The organism is Porphyrobacter sp. AAP60, assembly GCF_001296025.1.
Taxonomy (GTDB): Bacteria; Pseudomonadota; Alphaproteobacteria; order Sphingomonadales; family Sphingomonadaceae; genus Erythrobacter.
Genome location: NZ_LJHV01000001.1, coordinates 22,012 through 46,726 on the forward strand (window position 1 = coordinate 22,012; position 24,715 = coordinate 46,726).

The window sequence follows — 24,715 nt, forward strand, 5'->3', positions numbered from 1 at the left end:
AAGTGGCAGGCTGGCTAGAACTTCAGCGTGACTGCTTCGCCCGAGTAAGTAAGGCTACGTCCGTCGCGCAGATCGAAGACCTCGCCCCGGCTGTGTCCTTCGTGCAGAACAATAGTGAGCGACCGGCTCTGCGCCATCCCGGGAAAACTTCCCTCCCGCGCGCCGATCGACAGCGTGCGGCTCGCATCGTTCCAGCTTAGCGGAACCCGGACAAATGCGCCGCGTGTATATCCCATGTCCGTGCCCTCGTCCTCGTAGAGCGTGAAGCCGCCGTCAGCTCCGGCAAATACGTGCAGGGTGAGCGAGCCTTGCGGATTCTCGCCCGTCCATTGCACATCCGGCCCGGCCGGGATGATCGCCCCGGCGCGCACGTAAAGCGGCATCCGTTCGCGCGGAGCGTCGGCCACAACTTCCTGCCCGCCTGTCAGCTTCACCCCGGTCAGCGCATCGAACCAATCGCTGCCATGCGGCAGATAGACCTTGCGCGTCCGGCTTTCGAACTGCGTCACAGGTGCCGCCATGAGCGATGGACCGAACAGGTATTGATCATCGATCACCCAGACCTTCCGGTCCGCTTCGAAATCCATCACCAGCGGGCGCATGATCGTACCATCGTCGAAATGCGTCCCGGCCGCGACCGTGTAGAGATAGGGCATCAGGCGATAGCGCAGGCGATGGTAATGCAGCAGCCCTTCGCGCATCGCGGGATCGCCTTCGCTGACCAGATAGGTCTCGCGCTGGGGAAACTCGCCGTGGCTGCGGAACAGCGGGGTGAAGGCGCCGAACTGGAACCAGCGCAGATAAAGCTCGCGCCATTCGGGCAGGTGAGCCGGATCCTGCTTGCTGAAGCGATCTTCCAGGGCAAAGCCGCCGATGTCGTGCGTCCAGTTAGGCACACCGGCAAGGCTAAGGTTGAGCCCGGCGCTGATCTGGTCGCGCAGATCGTCCCACCGGGCCGCCACATCGCCCGACCATAAGGCCGACGACGTGCGCTGGATTCCTCCGAAGCCGCTGCGGGTAAGGATAAAGGGGCGCGTGTCCGGCTGCGCTTGTCGCAATCCTTCGAACACGCCTTCGGCATGGACAAGTGGGTATGAATTGAAGATCGCCGCCCCCGTTGTGCCGGTCGTGGGCGAGGTCATCTGATATTTGCGCTCCTCCACCGACAGGTTGGAATGCCAATCCGGCTCGGTGGCATCCATCCACCACGCATCGAAGCCAAGCGGCAACAGCGTGTCCTTCATCTGCTGCCAGTAAAGCGCGCGGGCCTCGGGCAGATTGGGATCGTAGAAGGTGTTGAAATAGCCCTTCCCCACCCAGTCGCGCTGACCAGCGGTCAAGGGGCGCTCGTAGAGGAAGCCCTTCTCCCGCAGCGCCTTGCCGTGGGCGGTATCGGGATAGAACTTGGGCCAGACCGAGATCATCACCCGGCCATCAAGCGCCTTGACCGCATCGACCATCCCCTTGGGATCGGGAAAGCGCGCAGGATCGAAGCAATGGCAGCCCCAGCTGTCTTCGGGCCAATAGAACCAGTCCTGCACGATATTGTCGATCGGGATCCGTTGGTCGCGATAGGTCTGCATCACCTCGACCAGTTCGGCCTGTGTGTTGTATCTCTGGCGCGACTGCCAGAAGCCGTAGGCCCAGCGGGGCATCATCGGAGCCTTCCCGGTCAGCCGCCGGTAACCGGCAATGGCCTGGTCCATGTCTGGCGCGGGTACGACGTAGTAGTCAATCGCGGTGCCTGCTTCACTGGCGAAGCTGACCGAGTGGCGGTCTTCGGCGGGCAGCGGCTCGGCGTGTTCGAGCGCGATGTAACCTTGGTTCGGCTCCCACTCGACGCGGAAGTTGACGGTCTGCCCCGGTTCGAAGTCGATCTCGAAATTGTGATACCACGGGTTCCAGTTCTGCCGCCACCGGTCGAGCACCAGTTCACCGTCGACGAAGACTTTCGCATAGGACGAGGAGTAAAGCCGGAACTTGTGCGTGCCCGCTTGCTCGGACGCGAAGGTACCGGACCACACGACCCGCTGGGTCTGGACAGCGTTGCCTTGCGTGTTCTGACCTGTCGTCGCTGCGACCACCGCTGCCCTGGCCTCTTCGGGCCAGCGCGTCTGATCGCGCAGATATTGGTAATCGATTGTCCGCTCAAGGCGGTCCAGCACCTGTTGTTCACCCAGATAATACTGCGCGCGCCAATCCAGCGTGAGCTTCTCATAGGGCGCGGGATCACCCACCCGGGTGATCGAGGCATTGTCCCACAGGATGCCATAGCCCCTCGTCGACACCAGATAGGGCACTGTAATCGCCATGTTGTGCTGAGCGAGTTCGAGATCCTCGCCATTGTAATTCATCTGGCGGTTCTGGTGCTGGCCGAGGCCGAAGAGCCCTTCCGTGGTGCCACGATTGAACTGGACGCGGGTGGCAAGCCATTGCTGCCCCTCGATCGTCACCGGCGCGATTGTCCGCGCAGGCGTGTGTTCGTCGAGCAACACCACGCCAGCGGAATCGAACATGGTCACGCGGCCATCCGTCAAGCCCACTGCGGCCGATCCCTTGGGCGTGACGAGGTATGCGACATCGCCCTCGCGCCGGAAGTCCGGCTTGCCATCCGCCTCGGCCACCACCATCGCGGTCGAGCGGCCATCCGGAAGGTCGGTAGCGACAGTTACCCGGAAGGTACCGTCGGCATGAGCGAGGACCCGAACCTGATCGCCCGTGTCGGTCGTCACTACCATGCCGTGTGGCACCTGTCTGACCTCTCCGGCAAGGGCTGCTGCGCTGAGGGTCGCCGCAAGTGTCAGGGCCACCAGCCTCAGCATCACTCGCCGCCTTCGATCTGGATACGGGTGGCAATAGCCGCAGGCGCGATGCTGCCCTTGGCGGAACCGACGATCTCGAACGATGCCCGTGCGCGAATGGCGTCCGATGCGCTTCCGATCATCAGGTCGATGGCGCCCGGTTCGATCAACCAGCTGCCATCCCGGCTCCACAAAGCGAACTGGTCCGATGAGAGGGTAAATACCACCTCGCGCGTCTGCCCCGGTTGCAGCGTCACGCGGGAAAAGCCGCGCAATTGCATCACGGGGCGCGACACGCTGGCAACCGGATCGCGCATGTAAAGCTGCACCACCTCGTCGCCCGCGCGCGTTCCGGTGTTGGTGACGGGGACGGTCACGGTCACGCTGCCGCCATCGGCCGGAATGCGCGAGCTCGACAGAGTGGCCTCGCCATAATCGAAGGTGGTGTAGCTGAGGCCGTGGCCGAAAGCGTAAAGCGGCGTGATCGGCTGATCCATGTACCGCGCTGTGTCCTTGGACAAGTCGGGATCGGCAGGGCGCCCGCTGGGCAGGTGATCGTAGTGGACCGGCACCTGCCCGGTCGAGCGGGGATAGCTTGCGGGAAGTTTGCCCCCCGGATTGTTGCCACCCAGCAGCGTATTGACGATGGCAGGCCCGGCCTCGATCCCGAGCAGCCACGTCGCAAGCACCGCGTCGGCTTGCCCGGCGATGTCCGGAACAGCGAGGGGGCGGCCGCCCATAAGCACCACCACCAGCGGCTTGCCAGTCGCCGCCAGCGCTTCGAACAATTCCATCTGGCGGCCGGGCAGTTCAAGCGAGGACCGGCTGCGCGCCTCGCCCGACCAGTCGTAATCCTCGCCAATGGCAAGGACGATCACATCAGCGCCGCGCGCTGCAGCCACGGCTGCCTCGATCCCGCCCGGATCGTCAGACCGGCTATCTGCGCCCGGTGCATAGACCACGTCCGGATGCGCAGCTTCGAGCGCGGCGCGCAGCGTCACCACGTCCTCGACCTGCCCGCGCGCACGCCACGATCCAAGCTGCGACATCGGGTCATCCGCCAGCGCCCCGATCAGCGCGATTCGCCCTGTATCGCGTGCGAGGGGAAGCGTCCCGGCCTCGTTCTTGAGCAGCACGATAGAACGTTCGGCGATCAGCTGCGCGGCAGCGCGATGTTCGGGCGCGAGCATGACTGCGGCTTCGCGCGCCGTGTCGTGATACTTGTAAGGATCGTCGAACAGGCCAAGGTCGCGCTTGACCGCGAGGATCCGCAACACCGCCTGATCGAGCAATGCTTCAAGTGCAGGGTCAGCGGCGATTGCAGCCTCGAGATCATCGGCATAGACGTCTGCGACCATGTCCATGTCGACGCTTGCCCTGAGCGCGAGCGCAGCCGCCTCCGAGCGGCTTGCCGCGACACCATGCGCCAGCAGTTCCTCGACCGCGCGCCAGTCGGACAAGAGCACCCCGTTCCACCCCCACTCTTCGCGCAGGATGGTACGTAGCAGCGCAGCGTTCGCGGTTGTGGGAACGCCGTCCACCGCGTTGAAGGCAGTCATATAGCTGGCCGACCCTGCCTCGGCAGCGGCGCGGAACGGGGGCAGATAGACCTCCTGCATCGCCCGTTCACCGATGTCGGCCCCGGCGTAGTCACGGCCCCCTTCGGCCGCGCCATAGGCACCGAAATGCTTCGTTCCGGCCATGATCGTATCTGCCGCAGAAAGACTTTCGCCCTGAAAGCCCCGCACCTGCGCCTCGGCCATTCTGCTGCCGAGATAGGCGTCCTCGCCTGCCCCTTCGACGATCCGCCCCCAACGCGGATCACGCGAGATGTCGACCATCGGCGCGAAGGTCCAGTGCAGACCGGCAGCGCTGGATTCGCGGGCGGCTATCACTGCATGTTCGCGGGCCGCCGCTGGATCCCAGCTTGCCGCCATCGCAATCGGGACGGGGAAGATCGTGCGATAGCCGTGGACGACATCCATTGCGAACAGCAGCGGGATGCCTAGCCGGCTTTCCTCGACCGCCACGCGCTGCAATTCCCGCAGCGGCTCTGCCCCGGCAACGTGCAGGTACGAGCCAACCTCGCCGCGGCGGACCTTTGCAAGTTCGTCCGGCCCCAACCGCGAATTGAGCGCCTTGGAGCGCCCACCCATGCGTTGCACGAGTTGCCCGATCTTTTCCTCGATCGTCATGCGCGCGAGCAAGGATTCGATATCGGGCGATTGCGGTTTATCGGCTGACGCAGGTACGGAGGGGCCCGTTGCACGCGCGACCTGTTCGGCTTGCGCGCTAGCGGGGCCGATTGTTGCAGCAGCAACCAAGCATGATAGCGCTACCATTTTCAAGGTCATATCTGGTTTGTTCCCCGCCCTTTTACCGCACCTTCCTCGTCCGGAGATGCATTTTCATGCAAGTTAAAAGGGGTTGCAAAAAGACGCAAGCGTCCGCGAGGATCGATAGACGGGCACCTTACCTACCTGAGTCGAATTTGCCGTCTGTTATCCAGGTATGAAACCATTCACGTCCAGCCAGTGGACAAAGGCGTCGAACCAGCGGTTACTCGTTCGGTCGGGATTGCCTAACCCGAAGCCGTGTCCGCCATTTTGGTAGAGGTGGAACTCGACCGGGCGATCGGCTTCGTACCACGACTGGATCAGGCCGGTCGTGCCGCCGTAAAGGAAATCGTCGGCCGCAATGGCGACGAACATCGGCGGCGCGTCCGCAGGCACTTCGACTGCGTCCATCCCGCCGTAGATCGGCGCGATGAAAGCCAGGTCCATCTTTTCCGAATGAAGCGTGACGTGCATTGTCAAACCGGCGCCAGCGGAAAAGCCCATCATTCCCAGCCGCGACATGTCGACTTTCCAGTCTTCCGCGTGCGCGGCGATCAGGGCGTAAGCCGCTTCGGCATCCGCTTGCTGATTTGACAAGTCCCATTCCCTCCGGCGCGGAGGTCGAGCGTCCGCATCTTCGTCCTCCGTCGCTGCTGCATCGGCGAACGTTCGGTTCATCTCGGCCTTGAACTGTTCGAGCGTTGGCTCCGTCGGGAACAGGCGATATTTCAAAACAAAGGCCGCGATCCCGCGTTCGTTGAGCGCGCGCGCAACTTCCCAGCCCTCATTCTCCATCGAGAGCCAGCGGAAGCCACCTCCCGGCGCGACGATCACGGCCGAGCCATTGGCGATCGCAGGATCGGGCAGGAACGGCGTGAGCGTGGCGCTGGAAATGTTGCGTGCCATCGGATCGCCCCATTGCCGGAACCAGCTTTCTTCCGCCGGCTGGTTCGCGACGCCGCCCGTGTTCAGGGGAATGGCATCGGGTTCCGCCGGTGCATCCATCGGATACATCGTACCGTCCTGTGCGGCCGCGACGTGGAATGGCGCTGCCAGCAAGCAGGCGGAGATCAGGGCACTGAAGATGTTCTTCATCGAGATGATCCTTGCAGTCTAGATTGGTCGATCGACGCGGAGTTCAGCCCACGATCCAGACGGACACGGACCGCGCCGGAAGCACGGCGGTGAAACGGTTGCCATCCTGCCGGATGGTGGCTGGCCGTGGAGCGACAGCTTCAGGCTTCGCAGCGCTGTTGCGCGAATCCATGGCGTTACCGGCCAGGATCCGGCCCGTCGCACGCTCGGCCCCGGTGCGGGGAATGGCGATGGCATGGTCGGCGCCCGGATCGGCGTTGACCAGCGCGATCGCCAGCCTTCCGTCCTTCATCCGCGCCGCCGATGCGGAAAGCGCCGGAATGCTGATCTCGCCGTTGCTATAGGTTGGACCGTCCATCGCCACGCGCAGCGACTTCGCATTCTGGAAAAGCGCGTACATTTCGTAGACATGGTAGGTCGGCGTCAGCGTCATCCTCTCGTCATCGACTAGGATCATGGCCTGAAGAACGTTCACCATCTGCGCGATATTGGTCATCGGCACGCGGTCGGCGTATTTGTGGAAGATGTTGAGGTTCAGCCCCGCGACCACGCCATCGCGGATCGTGTTTTCCTGCCACAGCGAAGAACGTCCTTCCGTCTCGTCGAACCAGGTTCCCCATTCGTCCACATAAAGGCCGTAACCGTCGGGCAGCTTGTCGTGGCTGTCGATCATGGCGATCGAACTGGCGATCAGCCCGTCCATGCGTAGCGTCCGCTCCATGGTGGACGCCCACTCGCTTTCCGCAAAACCGGTCGCCGCGCCCTTGCGCGACCAGTTGCTGGTCGGAAGCGTGTAAAAATGCAGCGAGATACCCTTGGATACCTCTCCGATCATCGGGTGATCGAGCACCTCGTCAGAGAACTCAGGATTGCCGTCATGCGCGCCGGAGACGATCATCACGGGCTTTTCCCCGTCGACGACCATGAAGCTCGCCCAATGCGCATACAGGTCCGCATAATAGGCCGGACGCATCCTTCCGCCGCAACCCCAGGTTTCGTTTCCGATCGAAAGGTAATCGACTTTCCACGGCGCGGCGCGTCCGTTTCCACGTCTCTCCTGCGCCAGCGCGGTCTGGCCGTTGCCGGTGATGTATTCCAGCCAATCGGCCGCTTCGTTCACCGTGCCGCTGCCAAGATTGACGTTGAGATAGGTCTTCGCGCCCAGCCGTTCAGCCAGATTGAAAAATTCGTGCGTGCCAAAGGTGTTGGGTTCCGATGTGCCGCCCCAGGCCAGGTTCACGCGCGGCGTACGTTTCCCGATGCCATCGCGCCAGTGATAGATGTCGGCGTAGCACCCGCCCGGCCAGCGGATGACTGGCACTTGCAGCTTTTGCAAGGCCGCAAACACATCGTCACGAACGCCGTCCGTGTTTGGTATGTCGCTGTCCTCGCCGACCCAAAGTCCGCCGTAAAGCTGCGTACCCAGGTGCTCGAGAAACTGGCCGTAAACTTCCGGCTGGATGGTGCCGATCTCGCTTTCGCGTTCAATCGTGATCGCGGTCTGCGCGGCGGCCGGCATGGCCATGACCATACTAACCAACGCACCCGCCAAGGCGCTGCCCAAACGCACCATACCCACTCCCTTTATTCTCTCGAAGACAACCCTGCCACTGCGGATGCGGGCTAGGCAAGAACGAATTTGTCCGACAAAAGAAACGCACAAGTTTCGGGAGGAAGAGAAATGATCAGAGCGTGGATTTCGGCCGCCGTCGCATTGGGTGCGATGGCCGTGGCGGCCTCGCCCGCGACAGCCGCAGAGGCGCATCGCACGATGGCCGGGGCGCTGGCCGACGGCACGCCGATCGAAGCGGTGACCCTGTCCAACAGCGCCGGTGTGTCGGCACGAATCCTCAATTACGGCGCCACGCTTCAGTCGCTTGTCGCGCCCGATCGGGAGGGGCGGCCCGCCGACATCATTCTCGGCTACGACGATGCGGCGGACTACGAAGCGCTGCCGAATTACTTCGGCGTCACTGTGGGCCGCTATGCCAACCGCATCGGTGGCGGGCGCTTCTCGCTCGACGGGCGCAGCTTTCAGCTGACGCAGAACGACGCGGCGAACTCGCTCCACGGCGGGGTGGAGGGCTTCGACAAACGCGTGTGGCGGATTGCAGAGGTGGCAAGCGGGCCGATCGCGCGGATCGTCCTGACGCTCGACAGCCCGGACGGGGATCAGGGCTACCCCGGCAATGCCGCGGTGCGAGTGACATACACGCTCGACGACGCAGGTGATCTCGGCATCCTGTTCGAAGTTTCAACGGACGCGCCCACGATCGTCAACATGACCAACCATGCGCTGTTCAACCTTGCAGGCGTCGGTGCGCCACAAGGGGCGATGGATCACTGGCTAATGCTGCCGGCGAAAACCTACACCCCCGTAGACGAGGCGCTGATTCCGACTGGCGAACTTTCGCCGGTTTCAGGCACGGTCTTCGACTTCCGACAGCCGCGCCGGATCGAGGACGGGTTGCGCGATGCCAAGGATCCGCAGATCGTCATCGGCCGCGGCTATGACCACAACTGGGCGCTCGACAAGGGGCGTACGGCACAGCCAGAACTCGCGGCCCGGCTGGTGCACCCCGCATCAGGCCGCGTGCTCGAAGTGTTAAGCACCGAACCCGGCATGCAGTTCTATTCGGGCAATTTCCTGGTCGGAACTGTCGTGGGCAAGGGTGACACGGTCTATCGCATGGGCGACGGGATCGCGCTGGAGCCGCAGAACTATCCCGACGCGCCCAACCATGCGAATTTCCCGAGCGCGCGGGTCGATCCGGGCAAACCCTATCGCCACCAGATGATCTACCGGGTGTCCACCGCTTCGTCCATGTGACAGGCGACCGACAGACTTTATTCGGTGAAAGGCGGAGCGACCACGCTGTGGCACCGCATGAACGCGTCTGCCACCAGTTGCAGCGGCGCGAAGTCGGCATCGCTGCGGCCAGCCGCGACCGCTCGCGAAAAAGCGGCGTAAATCTCCGGATATTCCCGGTCAGTTCCTTCGCTTTGCCTGTCTGGCAAATTCAGTATCCGGCCACCCTGCGACAGGGTCAGCCTTCCCTCGTCCGTATCGATCGCGATGTCCCAAGTCTGCGGGCCTTGCTGTAGGAAATCGAGCGTCACGGTGACGGGCACGCCCGAGCTGTCGTGCATCTGGATATATCCAGCGATGGGCGCAGCGCGATTTTCCGGCACGGCGAGATGCCCGCCCTCTACTATCAATGGCCGTGGCAGCAGCAGCGTGGCTATGGACAGCGCGTTAATGCCGGGGTCGAACACGCCGAAGCCACCAGCCTCAAATATCCACTCCTGTCCCGGATGCCATACCCGCACGTCCTCGCGCCAGTCGATGGTGACGCGCCGAATGGTCTTGCCCTGCAGCCACTCGCGTGCCGGTGCGACACCGTGGGCGAACCGGGAATGCCATGCGGCAAACAGAACCACGCCGGTATCCGCAGCCTGCGTCGCGAGTGCCTGCGCCGCAGAGACGGTGGAAGCCGGAGGCTTTTCGATCAGCACGTGCTTTCCCGCTTGCAGTGCCATCCGGGCCTGATCGTAGCGCGCCTGGGGCGGCGTGCAGATCGCGACCGCGTCGATCGCGATGTCGCTGTCCAGCAGCCTCGCCAGATCGCGAAAATGGGGTACGCCGTCGCACGGCTGCGCATGAGGATCGACTGTCGCGGCCAAGGCAAACCCGGCATCCCCCTTGATAGCCGGGAGGTGCTGGTCGCGCGCGATCTTCCCCAGCCCGACGATGGCGATCCGAATGGTCAAAGCGCTTTCACTCGCTTCAATTCTTCGGCTTCTTCCGAAACGCGCAAGGTGTTGACCAGTGGCAGGGTGAAGGGCGGTGCTTCTATCTCGAAGATATCGCCATCGCGGGTCGCGAATCCATCCGCGAAACTGGCGGTCGAAGTTCCGAAGAAATGAACGTGCACATCGCCGGGACGGCAGAACAGATCGTATTTGAAATGGTGGTGTTCAAGGTTTGCGATGGTGTGAGCCATATTGGCTTCGCCGGTGAGGAACGGCTTTTCCCAAGCCACATTGTCGCCGCGCCGGATGCGGGCCGTGCCGCGAATATCCTGCGGCAAGGCGCCAACGAACAGTTCCGGACCCAGTGAGGCTTGCCGCAATTTCGAATGCGCCAGCCACAGGTAATTGTGTTTTTCGGTGATGTGGTCGGAATACTCGTTGGCGAGGCAGAACCCCAGCCGGTAAGGTGTGCCATCGGGACCGATCAGATAGATAGCTGCGATCTCCGGCTCCTCCCCTCCGTCGAGAGCATAGGGCGGAACCTTCAGCAATTGACCCGGCCCGGCAAGGTGCTGGCCGTCACCCTTCCAGAACCATTCGGGTTGATGGCCGATCGCGCCCGCTTCCGGCTTGCCGCCTGCCAGACCTTCGAGAAACATGCGCATGGAATCCGACGCGTCGCCGGCGGCGGCCGCCTTGTGCATCCGGTCGCGCCCCTCCGCACTGCCGAGATGGGTAAGACCGGTGCCCGCAAGGGTAAGATGGGCGCTGTCGGGATGATCGACGGGCACAACCAGCCGACCTGCCGCCAGTTCCTTTGCGGGATCGACGCGTTCTCCCAACCCGGCCCGAGCGACGGCATCGGAAAGTGAAATACCGCTGGCTATCGCATGGGTAGCCAGGTCCAGCGTGGATTCGAACCCCTCGACCACGCCGGTCTCGCCATCGACCGTCGCCAAAACTTGCCGCGTCCCCTTCGGGGTATGGCGCTGAAGAAGCATCATTGCGCAAAATCTCCTGTATGTCTTTCGCCACCATCGAAAGCGTGCAGCGTGATCGGCTCGGTCTGCAGCGTTATCCACCGCTCGCCATCCTGCACGATCGCCAGCCCGGCGACATCGCCATCGGCAATCTCGGCATAGTCGATTACTATGTCGGCGATGATATCTCCGCCGGGGTCGTCGATAGCGTGCATTGATGGTGCTTCGTCCGACAGCAGATTGCGTGTCGCCGTCAGCTGGACGGGATCATGCCCGACAGCAACGCCAGCGCTATCGGTAATCACGATCGCGCTGAAGCGCGCCACCGGTGCCGGCTGAGCGGCAAGAACGGCCCCCGACAAGCATACCGCGGCGATCATCAGCAGGCCCTTCACTCCGCAAGGATTCCCGCCTGTGTCTGCTCGACGGGGAGAATGCGCCCCTCCTTATCGAAGTGCAGCCGCTCGACCGCGACGGCACGGCGGCCAAGGCCACCCGGCTGATCGCCGACGGTAAGCGTTCCGACGTGATAGAACAGGTACCACTCGCCCTTGAATTTCGCGATTCCGGGATGGATCGTAAAGCTGTTGGCTGCGCTTCCGGTGATTTCGCCCTGCCGCGTCCAGGGGCCAGTGATCGACGGAGCGGTAGCGTAGGAGATCCGCTCGTCCGGGCCTAGCCGCTTATCCATCGAGGCATAGGCGAGGTAATATGTGCCGTCTCGTTCGAACACCCACGGCCCCTCGACGAAGTCCGGCAGCTCGATCTGCCGGATCGGACCGGCGAAACTGACCATGTCGTCCGCCAGTTCAGCCGTATAGAGGTTGGCATTGCCCCAGAAGAGATAGCTCTTGCCATCCGCGTTGGTCCACACTGTCGGGTCGATATCGTCCCAATGATGCGGCCCGGCGGTATCTTCGTTCTTCACCAGCGGACGGCCGAGAGCATCGGCGAACGGACCGAGCGGATTGTCGGCCACGGCGACGCCGATCGCCTTTCCGTGGCTGCCCTGCGCCTCGTCATGCTCGACCGCAGTGTAGAACCAGTAGCGACCATTCTTTTCGTGCACCTGACTGGCCCAGGCATCGCGCGATGCCCAGCTGAAGTCAGTGGGGCGCATGATCGAACCGTGATAGGTCCAATACTTCATGTCGGCGGTCGAGTAGGCGAGCCATTCGGTGATGTTGAACATCTGTTCGCCGCGCGCTTCGTCATGTCCGACATAGAGGTAGAGCCGATCGCCGACGACCAACGGCGCGGGATCGGCGGTGTGGCGATCTTGGATCAGCGGATTTCCGGCGTTTACGAAACTTGCCAGCCCTTCGGGCGGCGTCGCCATTGTGCAACCGCTTGCCAGAGCGGCAAGCGCCAGGACCCCGAGCGCGTTGAATGCGTGCCCTTTCGCCGCGCGAAATGTGCCCAAGAATGCCATTTTCACAATTCTCCCAAGCTCGATTATTCATTACTCCGACAAATCGAACTGTCAAAGCATCGCCTGCCTTGAAGTGGTGCGTCGCCACGCGGATTGATTTGCAGGCGGGCGCAGGCCTAGATGCAGCCATGCGACAACGAACCAGCCCATCGCCGGAAAAGCGCGACACGAAAATTCGCGGCAATTCCCGTGCGCCTGCGTTCGACGACATGCCGAAAACCAGCGGTCGGCGCGTGCGCGGCGCGATTTTCGACTATCTGGGCGAGCTGATCGTCACGGGAAGCGCGGGCGTGGGAGATACGCTGCCCGGCGAAGTCGAGACAGCCGAGAGACTGGACATTTCGCGCGGCACCTATCGCGAGGCTGTGAAGATGCTGGCGGGCAAGGGATTGGTCGAAAGCCGTCCCAAGACGGGGACCCGCGTGCTCGAGCGATCACGCTGGAATTTGCTCGATCCCGATGTGCTGCGCTGGGCCTTCGCAGGCCGGCCGGACCCCTCGTTTGTCGCCGACCTGTTCGAAATGCGCAGCGTGGTCGAACCAGCGATCGCCCGGCTGGCTGCGACGCGCCGCGACGATGAGCAGGCACAGCAGATGCGAGAAGCGCTAGCGGTCATGGCCGGCAAAGGGCTGCGTTCGCAGTCCGGACGGGATGCCGACCGGCTGTTTCACGAAACGCTGCTGAAGGCCTGCGGCAACGAGGTAATGCAATCGCTTGGCGCCAGCATCGGGGCGGCGGTCGCTTACACCACTTTGTTTAAAAAGCGCGCGGGCGGGCTGTCGCGAGACCCCGTCCCCGACCATCAGCGCGTGATGGATGCAATCGACGCGCGCGACCCCGACGCCGCGGAACAGGCAATGACGGAACTGCTGCTGCTTGCCCGGCAGGATACCGATAAGGCGCTGCAGGATTTCATTTCTCCGCAGGACCGCGACTGACGCGCTTGTCAGTGATTGTCGCGCGGCAAACCTTTGGTGCGCGCAATCTGCCGGTATTTTTCCGCCCCTTCGAGGATCGCTCCGCTATCCATCTGCCCCACGAGAGCGCGCTGGATTTCCTGCCACGGGGTCTGCGACTCCGGATATGCAAATCCTCCGCCAGCCATCAGTTCCTCACGCCGCCGGTCCAGTTCTTCCGGTTCGACCAGCAGGTTGACCTCCGCTCGCGCCAGATCGACGCGGAGCCGGTCGCCGGTTTTTACCAGAGCGAGGCCGCCATTGATCGCGGCTTCGGGCGATACGTTGAGGATCGACGGGCTGGCCGAAGTGCCCGATTGCCGACCGTCGCCGATGCATGGCAAGGCATGCACGCCTTCGGCCAGAAGATAGGCGGGCGGACGCATGTTCACGACTTCTCCCGCGCCGGGATAACCAACCGGTCCGGCCCCGCGAATGATCAGCAAATGCCGATCGGTAATGCTGAGCGCTGGGTCGTCTATGCGGGCGTGGTAATCTTCCGGCCCGTCGAACACGACAGCCGGCCCTTCGAAAGCATCGGGATCATCGGGATTGGACAGGTAGCGCGTCCGGAACTCTTCGCCGATGACGCTGGTCTTCATGATCGCCGCGTCGAACAGGTTTCCCGAAAGGACGATGAAGCCGGCATTTTCACGGATCGGATCGGACGCGGGCCGGATGACGCGCTCGTCCTCGATCGTAGCGGAACGGCAATTGTCACCGATCGTTTCGCCGTTCACGGTCAGCGCGCTCTCGTGAATCAGGCCAAGCTGCATCAGTTGCGCGACCACGGCAGGCACTCCGCCCGCGCGGTAATAGTCTTCACCAAGATACTCCCCGGCCGGCTGCATGTTGACCAGCAAAGGAACTCCATGGCCATGAACGTGCCAATCCTTCAGCTCCAGCGATACGCCCAGATGGCGGGCCAGCGCCGCCAGGTGGATTGGCGCATTGGTTGATCCGCCGATGGCGGAATTGAGGACGATCGCGTTAAGGAAGCTTTCGCGTGTCATGATGTCGGAGGGTTTCATGTCCTCCTCCACCATCGCGACGATGCGCTTGCCGGTGAGGTAGGCCGCCTCCTGCCGGTCGCGGTAGGGGGCGGGGATCGCGGCGCTGCCCGGCAGCATCATGCCGAGCGCTTCGGCCAACGAATTCATCGTCGTTGCGGTGCCCATTGTGTTGCAGTAGCCGGTCGAGGGTGCGCTGCTCGCGACCATCCGGATGAAATCGGTATCGTCGATCTTGCCTTCGGCCAGCAGCTCGCGCGCTTTCCACACGATCGTGCCTGACCCCGTCCTCTCCCCCTTGTGATAACCGTTGAGCATCGGTCCGACCGAAAGCGCGATAGAGGGGATATCAACCGTCGCCGCTGCCATGAGGCATGCAGGTGTGGTCTTGTCACAACCGGTGGTGAGCACCACGCCGTCGATCGGATAACCGTAAAGCAGTTCGACCAGCGCGAGATATGCAAGATTCCGGTCCAGCCCCGCGGTCGGGCGCTTTCCGGTTTCCTGAATTGGATGCACCGGAAATTCCAGTACAATGCCACCTGCCTCGCGAACGCCTTCGCGAATCCGCTCGGCCAGCACGAGGTGGTGCCTGTTGCACGGCGACAGGTCGCTACCGGTTTGCGCAATACCGATGATCGGCTTGCCGGATCGCAACTCCTCCAGGCTAAGCCCGAAATTCAGATACCGCTCCAGATAAAGCGCGGTCATGTCGATGTTGTCGGGATTGTCGAACCAGGCCTTGCTGCGGAGTTTGCGCGTCATGTTCCCTTTCCTGCCGGGCTCCGCTTGACGCTCTGCCCGTTGCCACGCATTACTCCTACAAATGCCGGTCTAGCAAGGCCTGTGGGGAGACATCGGGAATGATGCAGGTGGACGGGACACAAAGTGCCGCGATTGAGGGCGGTCAGGCGATCAACTACAAGCCAGCCCTCGCGCTGCTGGCGTCGCTCTTCTTCATGTGGGGCTTCATCACGGTCATCAACAATACGCTTTTGCCGCACCTGCGCAGCGTGTTCGAGCTCAGCTACACCCAGACCACGCTGATCGAGAGCGTGTGGTTCATCGCCTATGGCGTGATGGGTATGCCGAGCGCCTTCCTGATCGAACGGACGGGCTACAAGCGGGCGATCATCATCGGTCTCGTCGTAATGGCCATCGGCGCGCTGGGCATGGTTCCGGCAGCGCATCTGCCGTCCTATGGCCTCACCCTGCTCGCCTTGTTCGTGATCGCCAGCGGGATCACGTTGCTTCAGGTCGCCGCCAACCCCTATGTCGCGGTGATCGGCCCGGCGGAGAGTTCAGAATCCCGCCTTACGCTGGTGCAGGCATTCAACAGCTTCGGCACGTTCCTTGCGCCGTACTTCGGGGGCTACCTCATCCTCAGCCGGACGGTGGGCGGAACGTCGCTGGAAGGAACGCAGCTGACTGCGGCGGAACGGTTGGCCGATGCCCGCGCGACCGAGCTGCCCTACATTCTGGTCGCGACCGTCCTGCTGGTGATCGCAGTAATCATCTGGCGATCGAAACTGCCAAGCCTGGGTTCGGCCACCAATCGCGTCGCGCGCGAAGAACGCAAGAATCTCTCGCTGTGGGACCACCCAAATCTCGTCTGGGGTGTGCCGGCCATCTTCATCTACCTCATCGCGGAAATCGGCGTGGCGAACCTGTTCATCAACTTCGCCATCCTGCCCGATGTTGCAGGCATCACGCCCGCCGAAGCGGCGAACTACCTCGTGCTGTTGTGGGGCGGCATGATGGTGGGCCGCTTTGCCGGAGCCTTCATCATGCAGCGGTTTCCCGCCGACAGAACGCTTGCCGCCTTCGCCCTGTTCGCAATGGTGGTGATGGTGGGCGCAGCAACGCTCGACGGTCCGCTTGCCATGTGGTGCCTGATCTTGGTCGGACTGGGCCACTCGATCATGTTCCCGGCGATCTTCGCCATGGGCATCAAGGGTCTGGGCCCTCTGACAGAGGAAGCGTCAGGCCTGCTTATCACCGCTATTGCCGGCGGCGCGCTCGTGGTCGTGCAGGGCTGGCTCGCGGACAGCTTCGGCCTGCAGAACAGTTTCTGGCTGACGGTAGCGTGTGAGGCCTACATCATCTGGTACGCACTGCGCGGATCTCGGCCTAGAATTTCCTATTCGACGTAAAATGCGAGTCTAGATGTCGCTGTAAATTGGCCATTGCACGACGACCTCACAATCGATCGCGTCCTCAAATTGCTCGCGAATGCATCCCCGCCCGTTTCTCGTGGCAAAATATGACTTCCCGCTCAACCCTCGGTAACGACAGGTAAGTCCCAAGACCAATCGGCAGCTGCCGACCCAGTGTCGGTCGCTCAATTCGGCCACCATGGAGGTCAGCTTCTGACACAAGCTGCCGATCATATGCAGCACATTGCGCAATCGGCTTTGCTTGCAAAAGCCAGCCCGTTCCGCCGGCTTGCGGCAGGTCCGTGAAACCAGAGACTAGCGCTGGGGGTCGTTGGCGGAGCGGGTGGGATTCGAACCCACGATACGCTTGTGACGTATACACACTTTCCAGGCGTGCGCCTTCGACCACTCGGCCACCGCTCCGTTTGCTCGCTAGAGCAAGTCGGGGCCGATAGCCGCGAATGGATTGCTTCGCAAGGCGCGTGGTGGCACCAATGTTCGTATGAGAACATTGCTCCTGGCGGCTTCGGCTGCTCTCGCTCTTGCCCTGCCTGCTTCTGCTCAGGAGGAGCCGAAGGGAGCGCCTGCGCCATCGGAGATCGTCGCGGCTGCGCCCAAGTCCGATTGGGTGGCGATTCCTGCGGAGGATCTGCTGGTGATGACCCTCGCGCCGGATGCCGAGGGCAAGGCGCGGGAAGTGGTGATCCAGCTGATGCCCGCGCCGTTCTCGCAAGGCTGGGTGCACAACATCCGGCTGTTCGCGCGCGCCAAGTGGTATGACGGGATTTCGGTCAACCGGGTGCAGGACAATTACGTCACCCAATGGGGCGATCCCAATTACGACAACCCGGAAGCGACAGGGAAAGCAAAGCCCTTGCCCGAGGGGCTGAAGGTGATGGGGGAGGCGGAATACGTCCTCCAGTTGGTGCAGGACCAACAACTTGTTGAACGGATGGGGGCAATCATCAGATTTGGTGACCGCGACCTCATCGGGATCGAGAAAGCGACCGGGATTTACGGGTTGGACCGCGATGTCTACGGCGAGTCTGCCGGTATGCGCGACGGTTGGCCGGTTGCGATGACGACGCCGGACAGTCCGAACGACACTTACAAGCTATGGCCCACCCACTGCTACGGCATGGTCGGCGTGGGGCGGAACTATTCGCCTGACACCGGATCGGGCGCGGAACTTTATACCGTGATCGGCCATGCGCCGCGCCATCTTGATCGCAATATCGCGCTGGTCGGCCGGGTGATCGAGGGGATGCAGCACCTCTCCTCGCTGCCGCGCGGGTCGGGCGCGCTGGGGTTCTACACCGCCGAGGAAAGCGCCAAGCGCACGGCGATCCTGACGGTGCGGGTGGCGAGCGACTTGCCCGCCGCCGAGCAACCCGCGTTCGAATATCTCTCGACCGAAAGCACCACCTTCGCGACCTACGCCGAAGCCATCGCCAACCGCCGCGATCCGTTTTTCATCGTGCCCGCTGGCGGCGCGGATATATGCAACATCCGGGTTCCGGTGCGGCGGGTGGTTCCCTAGTCGTCATTGCGAGGAGCCAAAGGCGACGCGGCAATCCATGGACTGACGTTGGCCCACGCGGGGCGGTCGATCCATGGATTGCTTCGCTTCGCTCGCAATGACGAGGTTTAAACCCGCTCCATCAGCTCGATGCGGTTGCCGAAGGGGTCTTCGGTGAAGAACCGCGCATAGCCTTCAACCGGCTTGTCCTCGCGGATCACGCAGCCCGCTGCCGCCAGCCGCCCGCGCAAGCCTGCAAGGTCATCGACCAGCAATGCGGGGTGTGCCTTGGTCGCGGCGCGGAAATCGGGATCGACGCCGATGTGCAAGTTCACCGCCCCGCCTGTAAACCAGCAGCCACTGGGCGAGAGGTTGGCGGGCTTGGGCACTTCGGTCATGCCCAGCAATCCGGCGTAGAAGGTGCGGGCCTTGTCCTCGCCTCCCGCAGGACAAGCGATCTGGACGTGATCGATCCCGATGATCGCCACTATTGCCGGTCCGCCTGCGCCACCGCGTCGCTGGCGCGCAGGGCCGAGAGGATGCGGTTGAGGTGTGCCACGTCCTTCACCTCCACCTCGATATCGTAAGTCACAAAGGGGTGATCGATATGCGCCTGCATCAGCGTGGTCACGTTGGCTTTGTTCTGGGCGAATATGCCCGCCATCTCCGCCAGCGTGCCGAGCCGGTCGTAGATCGTCACCGATAGCTGCCCGACCGCGCCGACCGAACGGTTGCCCCACGCCAGATCGATCCAGTCGCTATCCACCCCGCTCGCCAGCATCAGGCAATCGATCGCGTGAACCAGCACGGTTTCGCCCTTGCGGCGGATGCCGACGATGCGATCACCCGGCACCGGGTGGCAGCACGGGGCCAGTTCGAACGCGACCCCCGGCGTCAGCCCGCGGATCGAAATCGCGCGTTCGCGCTGCGACCATTGTTCGTCTTCCTTGAAATCGGCGGTGCAGCCGGGGACCAGCGCTTCCATCACCTCGCGGTCGGACAGCTTGGCCGCGCCGATGGCGTACATCAGGTCATCCGGTTCATCCATGCCCAGCCGTTCCACAGCGGCGCGAATTGCCTTCTTGCCGATTCGCGCCGGCACGCGGACGGCGATTTCATCGAACAGTTTGGAACCGATGGCCGCGACCTCGGCATGTTCCTTCATCCGCACCGAGCGGCGGATCGCAGCGCGCGCCTTGCCGGTGACGACAAAACCGAGCCACGACAGCTGCGGGGCTGCGTGCGGGTTCTTGATGATCTCCACCACATCGCCGTTACCCAGCGGCGTGCGCAGCGGCACGTGCCGCCCGTTGATCTTCACGCCCGCCGTTTGCAGCCCGAGATTGGTGTGAACCGCAAAGGCGAAATCCACTGCCGTTGCGCCTTTGGGCAGCTGAAACAACGCACCCTTGGGGGTGAAGGCGAAGATGCGATCCTGATAGATCGCCATGCGCGTGTGTTCGAGCAGTTCTTCGGCATCGTGGCTGGCATCGACAATCTCGATCAGGTCGCGCAGCCAGCCCACTTCGCCATCCGGCCGGTCGCCCTGCTTGTAGGCCCAGTGCGCGGCGAGGCCGAATTCGTTGCGGCGGTGCATTTCCCGCGTGCGGATCTGCACTTCGACCCGCATCGAGTTTTCGTACATCAGCGATGTGTGCAGGGAACGGTAGCCGTTCGATTTCGGCGTCGAGATGTAATCCTTGAACTTGCCCGGCAGGAACTGCCAGGTGGTGTGCAGGATGCCCAGCGCGCGGTAACAGTCCTCTTCGCTTTCGGTCAGCACGCGGAAAGCCATGATATCGGTCACCTGTTCGAAGCTGACATGGCGTTCGGCCATCTTGTGCCAGATCGAAAAGGGGTGTTTCTCGCGCCCGTAAACCTCGACCTGCAACCCCGCTTCGGCCAGGCGCTGCTTCACCGTCAGCGCAATCGCATCGACCTGCCCGCCATCCTGCGAGCGCAACTGATCGAGCCTGCCGGCAATCGTGGCGTAGGCCTCCGGCTCCAGCTGCCGGAAGGCCAGCGCCTGCATTTCGTGCATGTATTCATACATCCCGACCCGCTCTGCCAGGGGGGCGTAGATATCCATCGTCTCGCGCGCGATGCGCTGGCGCTTTTCCGGTGACTTGATGAAATGCAGCGTGCGCATGTTGTGCAGCCGGTCAGCCAGCTTGACCAGCAGCACGCGGATATCTTCGGACATGGCGAGCAGGAACTTGCGCAGGTTTTCCGCCGCGCGTTCGTTCTCGGGCATGGCCTCGATCTTGGACAGTTTCGTCACCCCGTCCACCAGCCGCGCGACTTCGGGGCCGAAATGCGCCTCGATATCGTCAATCGTGGCGAGGGTATCTTCCACCGTGTCATGCAGCAGCGCGGTGATGATCGTCGCCATGTCGAGCTTCAGATCGGTCATCAGCCCCGCGACTTCGACCGGGTGCGAGAAATAGGGATCGCCGCTCGCACGCTTCTGGGTGCCGTGTTTCTGCACGGTATAGACATAGGCGCGGTTGAGCATCGCCTCGTCCGCATCGGGATCGTATTCGAGCACTTTCTCGACGAGTTCATATTGGCGCAGCATATCAGGCGAATATGTGACCGCCCCGCCCTGCGGGCAAGCGGCAAGTGCCATTAGTGCGAAAACGTATTCATGGTCTGGCCCGGCAGGCAGGCCGTGCTATCCCCGCCAAAACGTCACTGGAGAGCTTACCATGCGCCTTTTCGCCTGCACACCGGCCGTCGCCGCCCTGATGCTTTGCGCTGCAAACGGCGCCGCAGCCGATGATCATGCCGGCCCCGCCAGCCCCGATACGCGGGCCATCATCTTTGCCGACGAATTCGATGGCCCTGCGCTCGACCGCACGAAATGGAACGTCATCGGCATGGATTTCTGGGTCAACAACGAACAGCAGGCCTATCTCGACAGCCCCGATACGATCCAGTTCGCCAATGACATCGAAGGCGCGCAAGGCGGCGCGCTGGTGCTGCGCCCGGTCTATCGCCCCGGCGTGGACTCCCGCGCCGACCGCAAGGCGGATTTCATTTCAGGCCGTATTGAATCGCAAGGCAAGGCGGAATTCACCTATGGCCGCATCGAAGCGCGCATCAAAATGCCCGATGCGACAGGCGTATGGCCAGCGTTCTGGATGCTGGGCAATGGCCAGTGGCCTGACACGGGCGAGATCGACATCATGGAATATGTCGGCGAGAAAGACTGGACCGGCGTGGCCCTGCATGGCCCCGGCTATTCAGGCGAAACGCCGCTGGTGAACAAGTTTTTCTTCGATGACGGCACCGATGCGACCGATTGGCACGTTTACGCAGTCGAATGGACCAAGGACGCCGTGCTGTTCGAAGTCGATGGCCGCCTGACCTACCGCGTCACCCGCCCGATGGTCGAAAACTACGGCAAGTGGCGGTTCGACAATGAAAAGCACCTGATCCTGAATTTCGCGCTGGGCGGCGCCTATCCGTTCAAGACCAGCCGGATTGCGCAGCCCTATAACGGGATGCCCCAAGCAACCGTCGATCAGATCAAGGCCGGCGATGTGGCGATGTATGTCGACTGGGTGCGGGTGTACGAGCCGCTGGCAGGCGAATAACTGCCCGTCAGCCCCGCGTTACGACCAGGTGGCGCGCTATGACCAGGTGGCTCTGGGCGGCAGGCTCATCAGGATCGCGTCGATATTGCCGCCGGTCTTCAGCCCGAAGATCGTGCCGCGGTCATAGACCAGATTGAATTCGGCATAGCGGCCCCGGTATTCGAACATCTGCGCTTCGTCAGCAGCATCGAAGGGCGTGTTCATCCGCTTGCGCACGATCCGCGGATAGACATCGAGGAACTGCTTGCCGATATCCTTGATGAATTCCAGATTGGCCTGAAAAGCCGCATCGTCGCTGCATTCCAGATGGTCGCAGAAAATCCCGCCGACCCCGCGATGCACCTGGCGGTGGGGGATGTAGAAATATTCGTCCGACCACTTCTTGTAGCGATCATAATAATCCGCCCCGTGCGGATCGCAGGCGGCCTGCATAGCAGCATGGAAATCGGCGGTGTCTTCTTCATAAGGGATCGGCGGGTTCAAATCCGCCCCGCCGCCGAACCACGCCTTGGTGGTGGTGAGGAAGCGGGTGTTCATGTGTACGGCGGGCACATGCGGGTTCATCATGTGGGCGACAAGGCTGATGCCGGTGGCGACAAAGCCGGGCGCATCCGCGCTCGCGCCGTTGATGGAGCCTGCAAATTCCTTGGCAAAGCTGCCGCGCACGGTCGAGACATTGACGCCGACCTTTTCGAACACCTTGCCCTTCATCAACCCCTGCACCCCGCCGCCGGGATCGGGATTGCCATCTTCCTCGCGGTTCCACGGGGTATATTGGAAGCTGGCGTCCGATCCCGCCTCGCGTTCGATCGCTTCAAATTCGGCGCAAATCTGGTCGCGCAACAATTCAAACCACGTACGCGCCTGCGCCGTGTGCTGTGTCCAGTCAGTCATACATCCCCGTCCGTCATTTCTTCGCACCATAAGCGATGAAGCGCGCCGCACAAGCCCATCCTTGGCCCCGGCAGGAGTGTTGCCAAGCCGAATGTTTACAGGCAGGGACACCGCATGGTTCCCGCTATGTTCGCCCCCTTCCCCTTCGCCGGGCACGAGTTGCTGCTTGGGCAAGGGCGCGGCCTGTACTGGCCGGCCGAACGCGCGCTGCTGGTTGCAGACCTGCATCTGGAAAAGGCCAGCTGGTATGCGCAGCGCGGGCAGATGCTTCCCCCCTATGACAGCCGCGACACGCTGGAACGGCTGGCCGATGCGGTGCGGATCACGGACGCGCGGCGGGTGATCACGCTGGGCGACAATTTCCACGATGATGCGGGAGCGCTGCGGCTGGATGCGCATTGCACCGGGATGCTGGAGGCACTGACCCGCGCGCTCGATTGGGTGTGGATCACCGGCAACCATGACGAGGCATTACCCAAGGGGTTTGGCGGGGCGATCCTGCCCGAACTGGAACTCGGCGGCGTGATCCTGCGCCACGAAGCCCGCGCCGGAGAGACCGCGCCGGAGATGTCGGGGCATTACCACCCCAAGCTGCGGGTGAATGTCCGCAATCGCCATATCGCCCGTCCCTGCGCCGTCATGGGCAGAGGCGCAGGCGGAGCCGACCGCATGATCCTGCCCGCCTTCGGCACCTTGACCGGCGGCATGGACGCGGGCGCGCCCGAAATCCTCGCCGCGCTGCAACCCGCCCACCGGATCGAGGCGCTGATGCCTGCGCGGGGGCAGATTGCACGGTTTCCGCTGTGGCGTGCGGCGGCTTCCTAAACTGCGAGCTGTTCCAGCACTGATCCGACTTTGACGACGCCGGTTTTCGTCAGATTGACGAAGGTGACGCGCCTGTCACTTTCGGACTGGGAGCGAGCGACAAATCCACCGGCCTCCAGCCTGTCAATTATTCTCAAAGCCGTCGTTTCAGGGCAACGCGAAATGACTTGAAGTGATTTTGTGGAAACCTTTGCGCCTCCCGCAAACTGCTTGAAAAGTTCAAGAAGCATATTCCAGGCTGGCGCACCGACCATTTCGACCCCGATAACATCGTCACGGATTTTGGCGCGATTTTCTTCCCTAATCGCCGAATGGGAAAGGGGAATGGCATTGCGTTCGATCCTCGCCACCTTCGAGAAGACCGGATAGTTTGAACGTGTATTCTCCGGACGCCAATTCTGATCCACTGAATCGGCCATTCGAAACAGACTGGCTCCCAACTCACGAAGACTTTCCGGAGACAAGTCCGATTCAAGCCGATTTAGAAGCTCTTCCACCCCCACAGTACACCTCGCTGCGATTCAAGACTGACTGCTTGCAAACGTTTTAAATTACAAATTATTGTAAACACAACGTATTATGCAAAGGTCATACGATAGCGGCAAGACATCGGATGCAAGAAAATTTGCATCCGATATGGATCAAAATGCACGGACAGCGCATCACTGCTCTTGAGGCTCTCATGGTCCAACCGTGACAATTCGTCCGCTGGCCGCCACCCATGCCACCACGCAAGACTCCACCTAGCGCTCGCCCACATTTCGGACTAAGGAGCGCGCAGCAAGTAAGCCACCACAGGAGAACACCCCATATCACGTCCACCCCGGCGCTCGATGGCCCCGCCCGTAAAAAGCGGCCCTCGTTTTGATAACATGATCAATGTCCCCAAGGTCCGCGTCATCGATGACGAAGGCGAAAACCTTGGCGTGATGTTCACCCGCGAAGCGATTGAGCAGGCCAATGAAAAGGGCCTGAACCTCGTCGAAGTGTCCCCCAATGCGGACCCGCCGGTGTGCAAGTATCTCGATGTCGGCAAATTCCGCTACGAAGCGCAGAAGAAGGCCAATCTGGCGCGCAAGACGCAGAAGACGCAGGACATCAAGGAAGTGAAGATGCGCCCGAACATCGACACGCATGATTATGACGTGAAGATGCGCAACGTCACCAAGTTCATCGAAAACGGCGACAAGGTGAAGATCACCCTGCGGTTCCGCGGGCGTGAAATGGCCCACCAGCACCTCGGCATGGATCTGCTGCGCAAGGTGCAGGACGATGTCGCCGAAGTCGCCAAGGTCGAAGCCTTCCCGCGGCTTGAAGGCCGCCAGATGCTGATGGTGCTGTCGCCCAAATAGGCGCCTT

The 24,715-nt window shown here is 62.3% G+C and carries 20 protein-coding genes and 1 tRNA gene; 7 read left to right on the top strand and 14 right to left on the bottom strand.

What is annotated here, in order from left to right:
- Window positions 1–14: 14 nt before the first annotated feature.
- From IP79_RS00085 to IP79_RS00100, 4 genes are all read right to left on the bottom strand, one after another.
- Window positions 15–2,822, bottom strand: coding sequence for a TIM-barrel domain-containing protein (locus IP79_RS00085; protein WP_054117233.1), 2,808 nt, complete (start codon window positions 2,820–2,822; stop codon window positions 15–17).
- Window positions 2,822–4,996 carry a glycoside hydrolase family 3 N-terminal domain-containing protein gene (locus IP79_RS00090; RefSeq protein ID WP_233994030.1) on the bottom strand — a complete coding sequence of 725 codons (2,175 nt, stop codon included), beginning with the start codon at window positions 4,994–4,996 and terminating at the stop codon, window positions 2,822–2,824. Before IP79_RS00090 ends, IP79_RS00085 begins: the two co-directional genes overlap by 1 nt.
- A gap of 306 nt (window positions 4,997–5,302) precedes the next feature.
- Window positions 5,303–6,232 (bottom strand): alpha/beta hydrolase, encoded by a 930-nt coding sequence (locus IP79_RS00095; protein WP_054117235.1) that lies wholly within the window; start codon window positions 6,230–6,232, stop codon window positions 5,303–5,305.
- Window positions 6,233–6,275: 43 nt separating this feature from the next.
- Window positions 6,276–7,757 carry an alpha-N-arabinofuranosidase gene (locus IP79_RS00100; protein WP_197273692.1) on the bottom strand — a complete coding sequence of 494 codons (1,482 nt, stop codon included), beginning with the start codon at window positions 7,755–7,757 and terminating at the stop codon, window positions 6,276–6,278.
- Between the two features lie 156 nt (window positions 7,758–7,913).
- Between IP79_RS00100 and IP79_RS00105 the strand changes: the two genes are divergently transcribed.
- Window positions 7,914–9,062: an aldose epimerase family protein gene (locus IP79_RS00105; protein ID WP_054117237.1), complete on the top strand. Its 1,149-nt coding sequence runs from the start codon at window positions 7,914–7,916 to the stop codon at window positions 9,060–9,062.
- Between the two features lie 17 nt (window positions 9,063–9,079).
- Here IP79_RS00105 and IP79_RS00110 read toward each other — a convergent pair whose 3' ends face one another.
- The 4 genes from IP79_RS00110 to IP79_RS00125 form a co-directional block, all read right to left on the bottom strand.
- On the bottom strand, window positions 9,080–10,003 hold the full coding sequence (locus IP79_RS00110) for a Gfo/Idh/MocA family protein (RefSeq protein WP_054117238.1): 924 nt from the start codon (window positions 10,001–10,003) through the stop codon (window positions 9,080–9,082).
- A complete protein-coding gene (araD1, locus tag IP79_RS00115) occupies window positions 10,000–10,989 on the bottom strand; it encodes an AraD1 family protein (RefSeq protein ID WP_197273693.1) in 990 nt (329 codons plus the stop codon). The genes IP79_RS00110 and araD1 overlap by 4 nt, the downstream gene beginning before the upstream one ends.
- Entirely contained in the window at window positions 10,986–11,291 is a 306-nt protein-coding gene (locus IP79_RS00120; protein WP_197273694.1) for a hypothetical protein, read from the bottom strand. The genes araD1 and IP79_RS00120 overlap by 4 nt, the downstream gene beginning before the upstream one ends.
- Before the next feature lie 65 nt (window positions 11,292–11,356).
- Window positions 11,357–12,304, bottom strand: a complete 948-nt coding sequence (locus tag IP79_RS00125) for a family 43 glycosylhydrolase (RefSeq protein WP_156317979.1) — start codon at window positions 12,302–12,304, stop codon at window positions 11,357–11,359.
- Between the two features lie 161 nt (window positions 12,305–12,465).
- Here IP79_RS00125 and IP79_RS00130 point away from each other — a divergent pair, with 161 nt between their 5' ends.
- The gene (locus IP79_RS00130; RefSeq protein ID WP_233994031.1) at window positions 12,466–13,335 is read left to right on the top strand and encodes a FadR/GntR family transcriptional regulator; all 870 of its coding nucleotides are present in this window, start codon (window positions 12,466–12,468) and stop codon (window positions 13,333–13,335) included.
- Window positions 13,336–13,343: 8 nt separating this feature from the next.
- On the opposite strand, the gene IP79_RS00135 is transcribed toward IP79_RS00130, so the two are convergent.
- Window positions 13,344–15,128 (bottom strand): IlvD/Edd family dehydratase, encoded by a 1,785-nt coding sequence (locus IP79_RS00135; protein WP_054117242.1) that lies wholly within the window; start codon window positions 15,126–15,128, stop codon window positions 13,344–13,346.
- A 98-nt stretch (window positions 15,129–15,226) separates the two neighbouring features.
- Here IP79_RS00135 and IP79_RS00140 point away from each other — a divergent pair, with 98 nt between their 5' ends.
- Entirely contained in the window at window positions 15,227–16,516 is a 1,290-nt protein-coding gene (locus tag IP79_RS00140; protein ID WP_054117243.1) for a sugar MFS transporter, read from the top strand.
- Window positions 16,517–16,851: 335 nt separating this feature from the next.
- Here the strand turns inward: IP79_RS00140 and IP79_RS00150 are convergent.
- A tRNA-Ser gene (locus IP79_RS00150) sits at window positions 16,852–16,942 on the bottom strand.
- Window positions 16,943–17,021: 79 nt separating this feature from the next.
- Between IP79_RS00150 and IP79_RS00155 the strand changes: the two genes are divergently transcribed.
- Window positions 17,022–18,059 carry a peptidylprolyl isomerase gene (locus IP79_RS00155; protein ID WP_054117245.1) on the top strand — a complete coding sequence of 346 codons (1,038 nt, stop codon included), beginning with the start codon at window positions 17,022–17,024 and terminating at the stop codon, window positions 18,057–18,059.
- A 107-nt stretch (window positions 18,060–18,166) separates the two neighbouring features.
- Here IP79_RS00155 and IP79_RS00160 read toward each other — a convergent pair whose 3' ends face one another.
- Both IP79_RS00160 and IP79_RS00165 read right to left on the bottom strand, forming a co-directional pair.
- A complete protein-coding gene (locus IP79_RS00160; RefSeq protein WP_054117246.1) occupies window positions 18,167–18,526 on the bottom strand; it encodes a VOC family protein in 360 nt (119 codons plus the stop codon).
- Window positions 18,526–20,616 carry a RelA/SpoT family protein gene (locus IP79_RS00165; RefSeq protein WP_054117301.1) on the bottom strand — a complete coding sequence of 697 codons (2,091 nt, stop codon included), beginning with the start codon at window positions 20,614–20,616 and terminating at the stop codon, window positions 18,526–18,528. Before IP79_RS00165 ends, IP79_RS00160 begins: the two co-directional genes overlap by 1 nt.
- Window positions 20,617–20,746: 130 nt before the next feature.
- Here IP79_RS00165 and IP79_RS00170 point away from each other — a divergent pair, with 130 nt between their 5' ends.
- A complete protein-coding gene (locus IP79_RS00170; protein WP_054117247.1) occupies window positions 20,747–21,637 on the top strand; it encodes a glycoside hydrolase family 16 protein in 891 nt (296 codons plus the stop codon).
- 36 nt (window positions 21,638–21,673) lie between these two features.
- Here the strand turns inward: IP79_RS00170 and hemF are convergent, their stop codons facing one another.
- Window positions 21,674–22,531 (bottom strand): oxygen-dependent coproporphyrinogen oxidase, encoded by an 858-nt coding sequence (gene hemF / locus IP79_RS00175; protein WP_054117248.1) that lies wholly within the window; start codon window positions 22,529–22,531, stop codon window positions 21,674–21,676.
- Between the two features lie 114 nt (window positions 22,532–22,645).
- Here hemF and pdeM point away from each other — a divergent pair, with 114 nt between their 5' ends.
- Window positions 22,646–23,356, top strand: coding sequence for a ligase-associated DNA damage response endonuclease PdeM (gene pdeM / locus IP79_RS00180; protein WP_054117249.1), 711 nt, complete (start codon window positions 22,646–22,648; stop codon window positions 23,354–23,356).
- On the opposite strand, the gene IP79_RS00185 is transcribed toward pdeM, so the two are convergent.
- Window positions 23,353–23,775, bottom strand: a complete 423-nt coding sequence (locus tag IP79_RS00185; protein WP_054117250.1) for a MarR family transcriptional regulator — start codon at window positions 23,773–23,775, stop codon at window positions 23,353–23,355. The genes pdeM and IP79_RS00185 overlap by 4 nt on opposite strands.
- 414 nt (window positions 23,776–24,189) lie before the next feature.
- Between IP79_RS00185 and infC the strand changes: the two genes are divergently transcribed.
- Complete coding sequence (infC, locus tag IP79_RS00190; RefSeq protein ID WP_082336925.1) at window positions 24,190–24,708, top strand: translation initiation factor IF-3; 519 nt, start codon at window positions 24,190–24,192, stop codon at window positions 24,706–24,708.
- Window positions 24,709–24,715: the final 7 nt, after the last annotated feature.

Bases quoted from the DNA above. Each gene is read 5' to 3' on its own strand.
- IP79_RS00085 (WP_054117233.1), bottom strand. From the start codon at position 2,822: ATGCTGAGGCTGGTGGCCCTGACACTTGCGGCGACCCTCAGCGCAGCA.
- IP79_RS00090 (WP_233994030.1), bottom strand. From the start codon at position 4,996: ATGACGATCGAGGAAAAGATCGGGCAACTCGTGCAACGCATGGGTGGG.
- IP79_RS00095 (WP_054117235.1), bottom strand. From the start codon at position 6,232: ATGAAGAACATCTTCAGTGCCCTGATCTCCGCCTGCTTGCTGGCAGCG.
- IP79_RS00100 (WP_197273692.1), bottom strand. From the start codon at position 7,757: ATGGCCATGCCGGCCGCCGCGCAGACCGCGATCACGATTGAACGCGAA.
- IP79_RS00105 (WP_054117237.1), top strand. From the start codon at position 7,914: ATGATCAGAGCGTGGATTTCGGCCGCCGTCGCATTGGGTGCGATGGCC.
- araD1 (WP_197273693.1), bottom strand. From the start codon at position 10,989: ATGATGCTTCTTCAGCGCCATACCCCGAAGGGGACGCGGCAAGTTTTG.
- IP79_RS00125 (WP_156317979.1), bottom strand. From the start codon at position 12,304: ATGGCGACGCCGCCCGAAGGGCTGGCAAGTTTCGTAAACGCCGGAAAT.
- IP79_RS00135 (WP_054117242.1), bottom strand. From the start codon at position 15,128: ATGACGCGCAAACTCCGCAGCAAGGCCTGGTTCGACAATCCCGACAAC.
- IP79_RS00140 (WP_054117243.1), top strand. From the start codon at position 15,227: ATGATGCAGGTGGACGGGACACAAAGTGCCGCGATTGAGGGCGGTCAG.
- IP79_RS00155 (WP_054117245.1), top strand. From the start codon at position 17,022: ATGAGAACATTGCTCCTGGCGGCTTCGGCTGCTCTCGCTCTTGCCCTG.
- IP79_RS00165 (WP_054117301.1), bottom strand. From the start codon at position 20,616: ATGCTGCGCCAATATGAACTCGTCGAGAAAGTGCTCGAATACGATCCC.
- IP79_RS00170 (WP_054117247.1), top strand. From the start codon at position 20,747: ATGCGCCTTTTCGCCTGCACACCGGCCGTCGCCGCCCTGATGCTTTGC.
- hemF (WP_054117248.1), bottom strand. From the start codon at position 22,531: ATGACTGACTGGACACAGCACACGGCGCAGGCGCGTACGTGGTTTGAA.
- pdeM (WP_054117249.1), top strand. From the start codon at position 22,646: ATGGTTCCCGCTATGTTCGCCCCCTTCCCCTTCGCCGGGCACGAGTTG.
- IP79_RS00185 (WP_054117250.1), bottom strand. From the start codon at position 23,775: ATGGCCGATTCAGTGGATCAGAATTGGCGTCCGGAGAATACACGTTCA.
- infC (WP_082336925.1), top strand. From the start codon at position 24,190: ATGGCCCCGCCCGTAAAAAGCGGCCCTCGTTTTGATAACATGATCAAT.